This is a genomic window from Arenibacter certesii DSM 19833, assembly GCF_000429545.1.
In the GTDB taxonomy this organism is placed as follows: Bacteria; Bacteroidota; Bacteroidia; order Flavobacteriales; family Flavobacteriaceae; genus Arenibacter; species Arenibacter certesii.
The window spans coordinates 24,777-37,610 of record NZ_AUCB01000003.1 but is presented as its reverse complement, the minus strand read 5'-3'; the positions used below and the strand labels follow the sequence as shown (position 1 = coordinate 37,610).

Here is a 12,834-nt window from a genome sequence, read left to right as displayed (position 1 = left end):
CTCTAATTAACTATAAATGCAAGTTTCATTTCATTTAAGACAAGATAAAATAAAGAAGTCAGGGTTAATCCCAATACGAATGTTGATTTCAGCGCAAGGCTTTAAATATTTTAAAGTTATCTCGGGTATCGATTGTAAAAAGGAACATTGGGACGAAAGAAACCAAAGGGTGAAAAGCCCTAGAAAAACGGAGGCATACAACTACCATGTGGAGTATAACAAAAAATTGGATGAAACCGAAAATGAGGTCAAAAAGTTATTTAGGTATATCCTTTTAAACAACATTATACCTTCCAAGGAGTTTATCGCAGAAAAACTTGATAATGGTTTAAGCTCAATCAATCTTTCCAATGAATTCTTCCCAGCGTTTGATGAGTTTATTGAGAAAGGGAAAAATGTTAAAGCGAAAAGTACTCTTAAAAAATATCAATCTGTTTTAAATTTTTATGAGGAGTTTTCCGAATTCACCGGATATCCTGTTCGCTTCGATACGATCAATTTTGATTTTTTTGAACAGTTCACCGATTATTGCTTTGAAAGAAAGAACACATTAAACAATTATTTCGCAAAATTGATTTCCGTCTTAAAAACCTTCATGAACTGGTCATATGAGAGAGGTTATCATGACAACTTAGAATATAAAAAATTTAAGGCTTCAGGTCAAGAAACGGAGGTTATATACCTTACAATGGAGGAGTTGATGACCCTATACCACCATAAGTTTCACAACAAAAAATTGTCCAAAATCAGGGATGTTTACTGTTTTGGATGTTTTACAGGATTGCGCTATTCTGATATAAGTCAATTAAGACCTTCTAACATTTTTGAAGACAACCTTGTTTTAAACATAAAAAAAACAAAGACTATTGCCCATAAAATTCCATTGAACAATTTTGCAAAAGAGATACTAAAAAAATACAATGGCACTATTTATGAGCCGCTGCCGATTATATCAGATGTAAAATTCAACAAGCATATTAAGGAATGTTGCCGATTTGCAAAAATCACAACTCCTACCACGACAACCCGTTGGATAGGGCAAAGAAGAATTGACACTACCGAACCGAAATGGAAACTGATAACCAGTCATACTGCCCGTAAAACCTTTGTTACTAATAGTCTTGTTCTGGGGATGAAGGAAATGGTGGTAAGGAATATTACTGGCCATAAACAAGAAGCAACATTCAGACGATACGTAAAAATAGCTGAGGACCTTAAAAAACGGGAAATGGATCAAGCCTGGAACAATATTTAATTTTTATTATCTAGTTTGATTCTCAAGATGAAATTGATGAAAAACTTTTTTTAATTTTCAACAACACTCTTACTCTAACCGATTGCGGATGGCAGCAGACAACGTCTTAAAACCCCAAATCAAAGGGATTGTGGACGAACTCTAACTAATTGGGGATGACTATAAACAACTTCTTAAAACCCTAACTCAAAGGAATTGAGTACGAACTCTAACCGATTGTGGATGGCTGCATACATCGTATTAAAACCCCAATTCAAAGGGATTATGCACGAACTCTAACCGATTGGGGATGAGCATATATACCTTCTTAAAACCCTAACTCAAAGGGATTGAGGACGAACTCTAACCGATTGCGGATGGAAATATCCCTTGACCAATAAATTAGAGCTACTCTAACCGATTGGGGACAACCCGAAACCCAATTCCAACCCCTAATTCTAAAGGAATAAACGCCTACACTAACCGATTGAGGATGAAAACAATCACGCTAGACCAAACGATTACCCCTTATCCTAACCGATTGGGGATGAAGCTTAGTTCCTAAAACACACCCGATACTCTAACCGATTGCGGATGACGAAAAGCCCAGTATACCAAGGGAAAGTCACTGCTCTAATGCTGTGCAGACGGCGTTCGGATCCCCCAATAGTTCGCTACTCTAACAGTTTGCGGATGAAGAAAAACCGTGTATACTAGGGGAAAGTCACTACTCTAACACTTTGCGGATGGCGTTCGGTTCCCCAAATAATACGCTACTCTAACTGATTGGGGATGACTACACACACCTTCTTAAAACCACAAACCAAAGGGATTGAGGACAAAACTCTAACCGATTGCGGATGAATAAATACACCATAGTAAAACCCCAACTCAAAAGGATTCTGGACGAACTCTAACTGATTGAGGATAACCACATATACCTTCTTAAAACCACAACTCAAAGAGATTGAGGACTAACTCTAACCGATTGGGGATGGAAAAGCCCTATATAACAGGGGAAAGTCACTACAATAACACTTTGCGAACAGACTTCGGGTCTCTAAATAGTAAACCACTCTAACTGATTGAGGATGACTACATATACCTTCTTAAAAATACAACTCAAAGGAATTAAGGACGAGTTCTAACCGATTGCGGATGAAGAAATACCGTGTATACCAGGGGAAAGTCACTACTCTAACCAATTGGGGATGGCTACATACACCATCGTAAAACAACAACTCAAAGGGATCCTGGATGAACTCTAACCGATTGAGGATAAATAGAAACTGTATCGTACTATACAGTTTTGCGGATGAAAAAGAATGAAGAAAGGTCAAAAAAGCAAAAGAAGTTTTTACCAAGTCTGACTGCTTCAGAAAAGAAATTTATATGACTATAATCCAATAATGCTGATTGAAAAATCAATTGTACTACCTATGATAACATAATAAATATAAAATTAATTCGTTCGCTCGAATATGATATTGCCTAACACTAAACAAACATAATGTCAAATCAAGACTAGGACAAGTAGCATGAATAGGCACCTCAAGAGTAATTAGATAATATAAATAGTATCTAAAAATTAAAAAATGGCTTCTATAACTTTAAATGCTCAACCCCAAATTTGTCATTTTTTTGGTTCCAAACCAATATAGCTAACTAAAAATACATATAATGGAAAAATATAGGTTTCATCTCGAAGACCAGTTTATTGGATATACTAATAGGAAAAAAATAATAAAATTACATGGAAATATCTTTGAAAATGACGAACAAATAAAGAATGCCTTAAAAAGCGTTAAAGATTCTATTTTCCAACAACTATTTTATTTGCCAATAATACCAAAAATAGGAATGGGAATTGATTTAAATAGTTTCAAATTTGAAAGGGATAATAGTAATTTAATTTTCAACGTTTACGGCAGCGTTTTTTATATATATGAAATTATTTTAAAAAATGACCATGTTGAATTAAAATTGAACACCAAATTTTAGTATCTTTACCTTGAAAGAAGCAAACGCAAGTTTGATTCAAAAGCGGAATTACTGTAATGGTGGTTCCGCTTTTTTATGTGCAATATTTAAAATAGATGCAATATTATATTGCGTCTATTTCAAAGGCTATGGGACGTAGGTTCGTTCTTTCCCCTTTGGAAGCTTTGTAAAAGCGCCCCCAATTCCCCCTTTTTATATTCATAGATATTGAGCCAGATCCAGTTGGGGAATTCCTTCGTGATAAAACTGGTAAAGGTCAAAAGGTTGTTTACGTTTTGATATTTCTTATAAGAACAGTTAGGACACTTGACTTCGATCCTTCTCTTTAGATTGACATTGGCCTGACAATCGCCGCAGAGGACTTTCACTATTGCTCTATAACGTATATGCGCCATATTCTAAGTTATACATAAATATATTTTGAAAATCTTATGTTTACTTCTAACTAAACCCAAACAAACATTACAAACTCTTTCAACAGTGTTTGGAAATGCTTTTTCGGAAAATAGCTCGACATCCGTAGTGTGTGCCTGAGCATTTAATAGTGGCACAAATCGAACCGAAATACCTGGCACTAACTCCGAAATGGGCGGAACAATACAAACCGAAAAATCCAGTTTGATTATTGATTTTCAGTTCACAATGTTTTAGATTTTCATAAATGTACTTAAATGCGTACATATGTTTGAGATCATTTGATAAAAAAAGGGCTTATAAAAGCCCTTCATCTGCAAAGGAGTAATACCCCTCCCTTGTAATTATTATACTGTCAAGGGTTGGGATGTCCACTAACCTTGAAGCCTCCTTCAACTTCTTGGAAGTCTGCTTATCAGCATCTGAAGGGTTTAAATTTCCCGAGGGATGGTTGTGCACCAGGATAATACTGCAAGTCTTAATTAGGATGGCTTGTCTCAGTATGTCCTTTATCGGAATAAGGCACCCGCTATCGGTACCTGAGGATAAATGGTGTACGTTAACCACCTGATTCTTTCGGTTCAGATGGATTACCTTCGCTTCTTCATGATTGTCCATTACCTCGTCATAGAAGGGGTAAATGAACTCCCTTACTGATTCGGAAGATGTTATTTTAAAAACGGGCAGTTTGGTTCTCCGGTAAATGGCCGTTAACTCTCCAACGAAATCCTTAAATGTTGCGATTCGAATGTCTTTCATAATAGTAAGTTTTTAAGATTATGCGGCCAAAACAATCAACTGGAGCGCAGCGGTGGGGATAAGTCAATGTGGAGATTTTAAAAAATTGCGGTGGGTTCCCCCGATAGGAGGGATTCCCCATTTTTTCAAATACTACATTGACAGGGCAAAGGCGGCTTGATTAAATTGCGGCATAAGTATGAAAAATGAATTTTTAGGCAGGCACCTACTATTGTAATTAGGAAACACCCAAATCATTTTGAGAGGGTTCGATCCCCTCGTAAAATGAATAGTCCTTATTGAAAAAATGTTGAATTCCATTTCTAAAACATCCAAAATCTACGTTCTCAAAAGGGTTTTCTACCCCAACTTAAAACACTTAATTATATGACAAACCATCAAATTAAAAACTGTATTCTCAAATTGTAGATTTATTACAAGTTGCAAGAAATAAGGTTGTTCGCACCGTTAACCAAACAATGGTATAGACCTATTTCGAAATAGGAAAATGTTGGTAGAAGAACAACAAGGGGGAATGGAACGAGAAGAATATGTAAAAGAGATATAAAAAGGACCTTCAGAGGTGAAAAACAAATAACTTGGGAAAGTGTTTTCCGTTAAAAATCTTGAACGAATAAGGTTTTATTATCAAGTTTACGGAAAATCGTCAACAATGTTGTCGATATCTGGGAACCAGAAAAATGAGCAGAAACCGACTGAAAAATCAATTCCGGACAAATTGTCCCGAAAACTGAAACAAGGTGACCTTTTGTTAAGCAAGCCACATTATCTGAAATTATTCCTTTACTTGAATCTTTTGTATTCGTTTTTTAATTCTAAAAAAATAGGGTGGATACCTCCAGCGATACTTTTAATTTCTAAATATCTGAAAATCTCTTTTTCGGATTTAGTAGGAAACTTTCCATCACTTACCATTTCCCTTGCTAAATCTCCAATTTGTGTATCCAATTTACAACGGTCATTAATAAACTTAAAAACCTTTTTGTTGTGAGTTTTACAAAAGGCACCATCAACTGGTTGCTTTTGGTCCCATAGGATACTTCTGCAGATGGCACAATTTCTTCGTCCTCTATAAGCTAAATATTTATACAGGGTCCGTTTGGAGCGCACTTCAATTAATTTCATGATGTCCTCAACCGATAAATCGTACTTCCGGTAATAATTTTCAGCAAGTATTGCTTTGTATATTGCTTCTTCGCCGAGTCCCGGTTTTCTTCCTAGTCTAATTCCTTTGCGTCTTGAACTTTCGAGCCCTGCCCTAGTTCGCTCAATGATAAGATCCCGTTCAAATTGTGCAAAGGCAGCAAATATGGCAAATATAAATTTCCCATGAGGGGACTTTGTATCTATAAAAGGCTCCTGAAGGCTTTTAAAATTGATGCCCTTATCATTAAAGTCTTCCATTAGCTTTATTAGATGGGTAAGACTTCTGGCCACGCGATCCATTTTCCAGACAATTAAAGTATCTCCCTCTCGTAATCTTGGTATTAATTCATCAAGACCTTTTCTCTCGGCCTTTACTCCTGAAACTATATCTGAGAAAATATTCTTACGGAGAACCTTCGCTTTTAATAGAGCATCAACTTGTAAATCCAATTTTTGTGTTTTGGAACTAACTCTTACATATCCAAAATCCATCTTGGGCATTTAAAGGTTAAAAGTGTAAACTAATTAAAGATACGGGAAAAATAAACTATGTTTATTCTGAGCATCAAAAAAGTACGTGACTTTTATTATTGTAGATAAAATGGTCGTTTAAATGTACTTTGTTAATTCCATAATAGGTGAATTACCAGATTCATTAAAAAGAGGAGAACAAATGGAACTGAAAGCTGATATTCTTCAGAGGTATTTATATAGCCCCATAAAAAGGCCGTTTTAAGGGACTATTAAATTTCACTAAAAAGCATTACTTTGGTTGTTTTAGTATAATAGACATATGATCAATGATCATATGTCTGTGTTGTGTGTAAGTGAAAAAAAATCCGAACTGAAATTTAAAACTATAGATATGAAAGCAAAATTGAATTTTACCAAACCAATGCTAAATTTATTAATCGCTGTATTTTTACTAACAGCAAGTTCTAAATTAATAGCTCAAGAAAAAAAATCAACCGATTTAAAAGACTTCAAAGTTATCGTGGAGAAAACGGAAAATGGAATTAAAATGCAAAGTGTAAAAGGAAGCGCGTGGCTTGACTTGTCATTTAGCATAAATAACGACCGACCACAAGCAATTGACGAATATGGAATGACCGAATTAGACAAAATTTCTTCGGACAAGGACGCCAATCTTGCGGATTTCTTATTCACAGTTTCTAAAACAGAAAATGGAATTGTACTAAAAGGTATTGAAGGGACTGCTTGGACGGATTTGAGTTTTTCCCTTCCAGAAAATGGCAAACAAGAAATTGACCAATACGGAATGGTAAACTGAAATAACACCTACACACAATAACAAAGTATTCGGCCCGCCGATAGGCCAGGGCTGAATATCTTGTTGACGGATCCGGTCTCCCTCTATGGGGAAAGCTTTCTTTTTAGCGTTTTTTATGGAGTCGTATTTCGGCAGACTTGCCGTGGTTTTGTTTTGGCAATTGAACTTCGGCATTTTTCTAGTGACCTAAATCCAATTTTTTCACCAGTTTGGAGGACCGTCCGGCCATTTATTGGCGGAATGCTTGCCTATGGCACATAGTTTTCCCGACCCGCACTTAGCGGGTTATTTTGGGTATTGGCCGTTAAGATGTAATATTCCTTTCCAGCAAGGGGGCGGGCCACGCCCGTCGAAGGTCAAAACGGTGACCAATTTTCCTTTTTTGCAGATGGGACACTTGCCTTTGAGCAATGGTGGCTTCTCCTCTTTGAGTTTTACCGGCACTGTGGCCAGCATTTCTTGAAGGGCGGGCAACTTTTCTTTTTTCCAGCTACTGCTCAAGATGCCGTAATGCCGTATCCGTGTAAAACCCTTGGGCAGGACGTGCAGTGCAAATCGGCGTACGAACTCGTGCGTGGAGAGTTTGAGCAGTTCCTTTTCGGTCTCCTTTTTTGTAGTTCTTTATCTGAATGGTTACCGTTCGGTCCGCCTTGCCCAATTGTTTGATCCGGTAATTACTGATGGCTATCTTATGCGTGTACCTGCCCAGGTATTCTACCACATATTTTGGTGTATGGAACTGCTGTTTCGCATACACTACCCAATTTTTATCAAAGAGCTTATTGTAAATTTCTTGTGGAACGGGCACCTTTTCCTTGCGCAGCAGTGCGACATATTTAGCTCGGAACACGCCGCTCATCGATTTCACATTGAACAGGTACTTCCCTTTACTTCTTGCTGGTTCCCACCTGCCCGATCTGTCCACGCCTCCGCCGGGAACAATACAATGCAGGTGCGGGTGATGAAGCTCCTGTAATGGGAGTGGAGCAAAGGGGTTAGCTAATTTGATGTACAGCCTGCCAACTTGAAAAAGGATGAGCTATTTTTGTATATCACTTTAGAAGAGCCGTATGATGGGAGACTATCACGTACGGTTCTGTGAGAGGGGAAGGGTGAAACTCCCTTTTCCTACTCGACACAAACACGTCAGATTGTTTAAAAATCTCTTCCGTTCTTGATAATTCTGTTTATTACTTTTTCTTCTGGATCTTGATAATCCGACTATGGTCAAACTCATGAAATTACAACATTTAAAATGTTGATATATAGTCGTTTATATACCTTAGCGTACGTTTTCACACTGATGGGCTTCATACCCCTTGTTCAGCAACAAATTCTTTTACCGTATTGGGAACTTCGGAGAGATCATTGAGGAATGTTCCTAAAAACCGAACACAGGTCAATTGAAGCGCTATTCCAAACTTATTGGCATTGCCCCTTCGTTTGTGAATAAATTCTAAATCCAAATTGTCCAATGTAAAATATTTGGAAATCTGATTTTCGTTTAAAACCTCTGGGAATTTCCCATAATTTTTCTTCTGCTCTTGGGTTAAAATTTCATTTGACATTAGTTGATGGTTAAGTTATTTCTTCAATAAAGTCTAATCATTTAAAATAGTGCATTTTGGGTATAGTTTTATGGAACTACCTGACAATATCACAAAAGTTATCGGTATTAAAAGACGAAAAAGAGTACGATAAACTATTGAATTCGATAAAGAGTAGTTCGATAATGACCTGGCAACATATCAATATGCTCGGAGAATATGATTTTTTGGCACATAAGGGCAAATCCTCGTTTGATCTAGAAAAATTAAAGGAAGTGAAAATAAGGCTGGAATAGTTGAACGGGACATTTTGTCCTATTTTTGGTATAGAGCCAATATGAGGTGTTGGGTAAATTACTATCATATTGGCAATACTGAATGCCTTGTTCAATAGATTATTTAATCAGCGTAAATAAAATAGCTATTAGTGCTTTTAATATATTAATCTGCAAGATTCCTATTAAACAAAAAAGGCTATATTAAAAAATCAGATTCTGAAATTATAAATAAAAAAACCTTGGTGGAGTAATATCTGGACTCTATATTTGCATCTATTTTTAATGAATCTAAATAAGAATAGATGAAATTTATTACATTGGCTGCTGCCTTATTGATGTCCCTAACTGTACTTTCGCAAGCAGATTTACAGGGGAAAATAACAGATGAATCTAACCAACCCATTACCGGGGCTACTCTTTATCTTGAGGAGCTTGAACTGGGTACAATGACTGATTTTAATGGGATTTACCATTTGGAAGCTATTCCTAAAGGTAGTTACAAATTAAAAATCCGTATGCTGGGATACGAAAGTCAAATTCAAAATGTTCGTCTAGAATCCAATGCTGATCAGGTGTTAAATATCATCCTAAAGGAAGATTTCAGCAATCTAGACGAGGTGGTTGTTTCCGCAAGTAGGCATTCAGAATACCTCTCCGAAATTCCTGCTTCCGTATCCGTTGTCGGGCAGGTGAAATTGGAAGAGTTTTCACAAGTCACTACCAATATTAGCGACATTCTGGAGTTTACCGTTCCTGGTCTAGCTATTTCTACAGGCACTTTTTCAAATTGGGGCCAAACCCTACGCGGAAGATCACTTCTAGTAATGGTAGATGGTATTCCACAATCTACTCCACTTAGAAATGGACAATTGGGGATAAAATCGATAAATCCAAATGATATTAGTAGGGTAGAAGTTATTAAAGGGGCTACTTCCATTTTTGGAAATGGTGGAAATGGTGGTTTTATAAATTACATCACCAAAAACCCGACCTCTAACAAAAGGCTGGAAGGCACCACCAATGTTTGGGGAACTACCAACTTGGCAAAATCTAAAGATGCCATGGGTTGGGGAGTATATCAATCCCTAAAAGGTAACCTAAATAAATTCAGATATTATATTAGCGGTAGTTTGGAGCAGACTGGTAACAAATACGATGCAGATGGCGTACCACTACTCCCCACCTATGGTTTTGACAATACCGATATTTACAGTGCCTTTGGGAAATTGGAATACCTTCTTGGCGAAAATCAGAAACTGTCCATTGGTGGTAATATTTACAAATCTGTCCACGACACCCCATTTATTCCAGTTCCTGGCGAGGTACAGGTATTTAACGAAGCAGGCGATTATCAAATAAAAGCGGGTTATGGAATAAAAGGTGTTATCTCCGGCGAAGAACCAACGGGATCTACCCTTATAAATGGACAATTAACCTATAATTTGAACAATATATTTAACGGTACTACCAATTTTGAGACCGACCTATATTACCAAAGTACCGAAAACATCTTTTTTTATTCGGACAAATTTGAAAATGGGGGTCAATCAGTCATCAATGCGGAAAAATATGGGTTAAGACCTACTTTTAATACTAAATTTGGCTCCTACAATGCTATTGATGTTTCTTTAACCTATGGGTTAGACCTACTAAAAGATAAAACCAATCAGGGGCTTTTAGATGGCAGGCTTTGGGTCCCCAATATAGAGTTGATTAACTGGGCCCCATATGCGCAGGCAACATTTAAGTTTAACAATCAATGGGTTGTAAAAGGTGGTTTGCGATACGATGATATGAATATGGATATCGTGGACTACAACACCCTTCCCTATTCTCCCAAGGGAGACGGAAATTACAATCCGTCCGTGGCCGTGGAAGGCGGAAAGCTTGCTTTTAATAACCTAGCCTTTAATCTTGGGGTACGGTTTATAGAGCACCAAGAATTTATTCCGTATATAAGTTATTCTCAAGGTTTCTCCATCGCTGATCTTGGTTCTGTTCTACGTTCTGCGGTTGCGAGCAATATTAACGACATTCAATTAGAACCGGCAGTAACCAATAATTATGAATTTGGTTTTATGTCCAAGTTCTCAAATATTCAGTTAGAAGCTGTTGGGTACTACAGTACATCGAATTTAGGAACAGGGGTGGTTTTTGTAGATGAGATCAACACTTTTGTGCCTTCAAAACAACCACAACAAATTTATGGAGGTGAAATCTCAGTAGATTTTACAAGTTTGGACAACAGGTGGCAAATTGGGGCCTCCTACTCTTATGTAGAAGGAGTAAAACATCAGATTGGTGATCCAAACAATCTTTCATTTTTAGGGGGCGATGTAATTTCTGCTCCTAAATTGACTGCCTATGTTTCGTGGAAGCCCACGGAGAAATTAAATACTTCGTTGAGACTGATAAATTTAGGCGATAGAAATCGATTTGATCCCTTCTTGGATGCCAATGATAATTGGGCTTATAGGCATACCGAATTCCCCGTCAACGGATACACGTTGGTAAATCTTTCCATGGCCTATCAATTACAGTCTAATATTTCTGTTTCCCTTGGAATTAATAATTTACTGAATGAATATTATCTACCTGCAAGGTCGCAATGGGCGTCGCCATTAACGACCTTTACCGGGGCAGGAGAAGGCACCAATGCCAAGCTGAGCTTACAGTACAAGTTTTAAAAATAATTGAACCAATTGTTACATTTTAATAGGACGATTAAGAAAATCCACCTTTGGTTAGGCATAAGCTGCGGCCTGTTAGCTTCTATTTCAGGGCTAACAGGGTCGCTTTATGTATGGCAACCAGAATTATCTTCCGCACTTAACCCAAAATTATTAACAGTTTCGGAGATAGATACCATATCTGAAGAAACATTGTTACAAACGGCCTCTTATTTAATGAAAAGGCATAAGGATAGTTTAATAAGAATTAATCTGCCTTATAGAGAACAACAGACCGTATCCTTAATCTTTGAAAACGGGGAAACGCATTACCACCATCCACGGACCGCAAGCTATCTAGGTACAAAATCAGTCTCGATACAGTTTTTTGAAGATTTATTAAATATTCACCGTACTCTGGGTATTCCAAAAATTGGCAAATATATAATGGCCAGTAGTACCATTATTTTTCTTTTATCCATATTGTGTACCGGGATCTATATATGGTGGAAAGCCTATGGAAACAATTTAAAAAGGGGCTTTACAATAAAATGGAAAGCTAAGAAAAAGAAACTTAATTATGACCTACATAAAGTACTGGGAGCTAGCTTTTTTATTCCACTAGCCTTAATTGCCTTTTCTGGTGCGTATTTTACTTATAATAGTTATTACAAGGCTGCCTTCACCCTACTAGATAGTTCCAAGAGGACACAAAACAACAATTCTGATATACAGCCTAAGTTTACCGAGTTGATAAGGAAACCTGACTCTATTTATGCTTTAAGAGCTATTTATTTCCCTAGTAAAAATAATAAGGATTTTCACTTTAGATATATCCAAGATCGCTTTATAGAACCAGGATTTAGAAGGAGCAAAGAATTAAAAATAACTGAGACAGATCAGATATCCGCTTTGACGGATTATTACACTGATACTAACAGTAATAAGATTGCCGCCCAATTTTATCCAATTCACACTGGAGAAATTGCTGGATTGCTAGGTAGAATAATTGTTTTTTTTTCGGGGATGGTTCCTATCACGCTATACATAACAGGTTTCAGGATGTATTTTATAGGAAGGAAAAAAAGCTGAAAAAGCCCAAGATCGCGTATTGATCTATCAAGATACCGAACATCATACTTATTCGTTTGGTTTAAAAACGTCCATCAAATATCCTATCTTAGGACAATTAATTTCCAACTACCTCCGCAACCCTTTTTCTACATCATTATCTGATTAATTAAACGACTACGATTACTTTCACACCACAGTGCGTAACCAAGTTTTATTTATTTAAAGGAAATATCTTAAAGAGAAGATTCAGATCGAAAATAATACTGAGCTAAAGCGAATATAGTATCTTTGCCTTGAAATAAGAAAACCCAAATCTAATTCAAGGATTGATGTTCTGTGCTGATTAACACCGATTTATTCATGAAAAACACATGGTTTAATTTTGACGTCTTCATGATAGTAAGTCAACCGTTATAACCCC

At 36.8% G+C, this 12,834-nt stretch carries 10 protein-coding genes and 1 pseudogene; 6 read left to right on the top strand and 5 right to left on the bottom strand.

Annotated features, from left to right (window positions below; translation table 11 throughout):
- The first annotated feature begins 16 nt into the window (after positions 1 to 16).
- Together G466_RS0100155 and G466_RS0100150 are read left to right on the top strand one after the other, a co-directional pair.
- A complete protein-coding gene (locus tag G466_RS0100155) occupies positions 17 to 1,255 on the top strand; it encodes a tyrosine-type recombinase/integrase (RefSeq protein ID WP_026811807.1) in 1,239 nt (412 codons plus the stop codon).
- A 1,659-nt stretch (positions 1,256 to 2,914) separates the two neighbouring features.
- Positions 2,915 to 3,235, top strand: coding sequence for a hypothetical protein (locus G466_RS0100150; RefSeq protein WP_026811806.1), 321 nt, complete (start codon positions 2,915 to 2,917; stop codon positions 3,233 to 3,235).
- A 119-nt stretch (positions 3,236 to 3,354) separates the two neighbouring features.
- Here G466_RS0100150 and G466_RS0100145 read toward each other — a convergent pair whose 3' ends face one another.
- The 3 genes from G466_RS0100145 to G466_RS21180 all read right to left on the bottom strand — a co-directional run bounded on the left by G466_RS0100145 (position 3,355) and on the right by G466_RS21180 (position 6,046).
- Entirely contained in the window at positions 3,355 to 3,630 is a 276-nt protein-coding gene (locus G466_RS0100145) for an Rpo12/RPC10 RNA polymerase subunit family protein (RefSeq protein ID WP_026811805.1), read from the bottom strand.
- A gap of 316 nt (positions 3,631 to 3,946) precedes the next feature.
- Positions 3,947 to 4,408, bottom strand: coding sequence for a JAB domain-containing protein (locus tag G466_RS0100140; RefSeq protein ID WP_051315463.1), 462 nt, complete (start codon positions 4,406 to 4,408; stop codon positions 3,947 to 3,949).
- A 783-nt stretch (positions 4,409 to 5,191) separates the two neighbouring features.
- Positions 5,192 to 6,046, bottom strand: coding sequence for a recombinase family protein (locus G466_RS21180; protein ID WP_084418663.1), 855 nt, complete (start codon positions 6,044 to 6,046; stop codon positions 5,192 to 5,194).
- A 373-nt stretch (positions 6,047 to 6,419) separates the two neighbouring features.
- On the opposite strand from G466_RS21180, the gene G466_RS0100130 reads away from it, so the two are divergent.
- A complete protein-coding gene (locus tag G466_RS0100130; protein WP_026811803.1) occupies positions 6,420 to 6,845 on the top strand; it encodes a hypothetical protein in 426 nt (141 codons plus the stop codon).
- Positions 6,846 to 7,130: 285 nt separating this feature from the next.
- On the opposite strand, the pseudogene G466_RS24815 reads toward G466_RS0100130, so the two are convergent.
- Together G466_RS24815 and G466_RS0100115 are read right to left on the bottom strand one after the other, a co-directional pair.
- Positions 7,131 to 7,806 (bottom strand): annotated as a pseudogene (locus G466_RS24815) (IS91 family transposase); the annotation flags it as partial.
- A gap of 349 nt (positions 7,807 to 8,155) precedes the next feature.
- Positions 8,156 to 8,413: a DUF4158 domain-containing protein gene (locus tag G466_RS0100115; RefSeq protein WP_026811800.1), complete on the bottom strand. Its 258-nt coding sequence runs from the start codon at positions 8,411 to 8,413 to the stop codon at positions 8,156 to 8,158.
- A 56-nt stretch (positions 8,414 to 8,469) separates the two neighbouring features.
- Here G466_RS0100115 and G466_RS0100110 point away from each other — a divergent pair, with 56 nt between their 5' ends.
- From G466_RS0100110 to G466_RS0100100, 3 genes are all read left to right on the top strand, one after another.
- Entirely contained in the window at positions 8,470 to 8,688 is a 219-nt protein-coding gene (locus tag G466_RS0100110; protein WP_026811799.1) for a Tn3 family transposase, read from the top strand.
- A 284-nt stretch (positions 8,689 to 8,972) separates the two neighbouring features.
- The gene (locus G466_RS0100105; protein ID WP_026811798.1) at positions 8,973 to 11,357 is read left to right on the top strand and encodes a TonB-dependent receptor; all 2,385 of its coding nucleotides are present in this window, start codon (positions 8,973 to 8,975) and stop codon (positions 11,355 to 11,357) included.
- Between the two features lie 6 nt (positions 11,358 to 11,363).
- A complete protein-coding gene (locus tag G466_RS0100100; protein ID WP_026811797.1) occupies positions 11,364 to 12,431 on the top strand; it encodes a PepSY-associated TM helix domain-containing protein in 1,068 nt (355 codons plus the stop codon).
- The last annotated feature ends 403 nt before the right edge of the window (positions 12,432 to 12,834 follow it).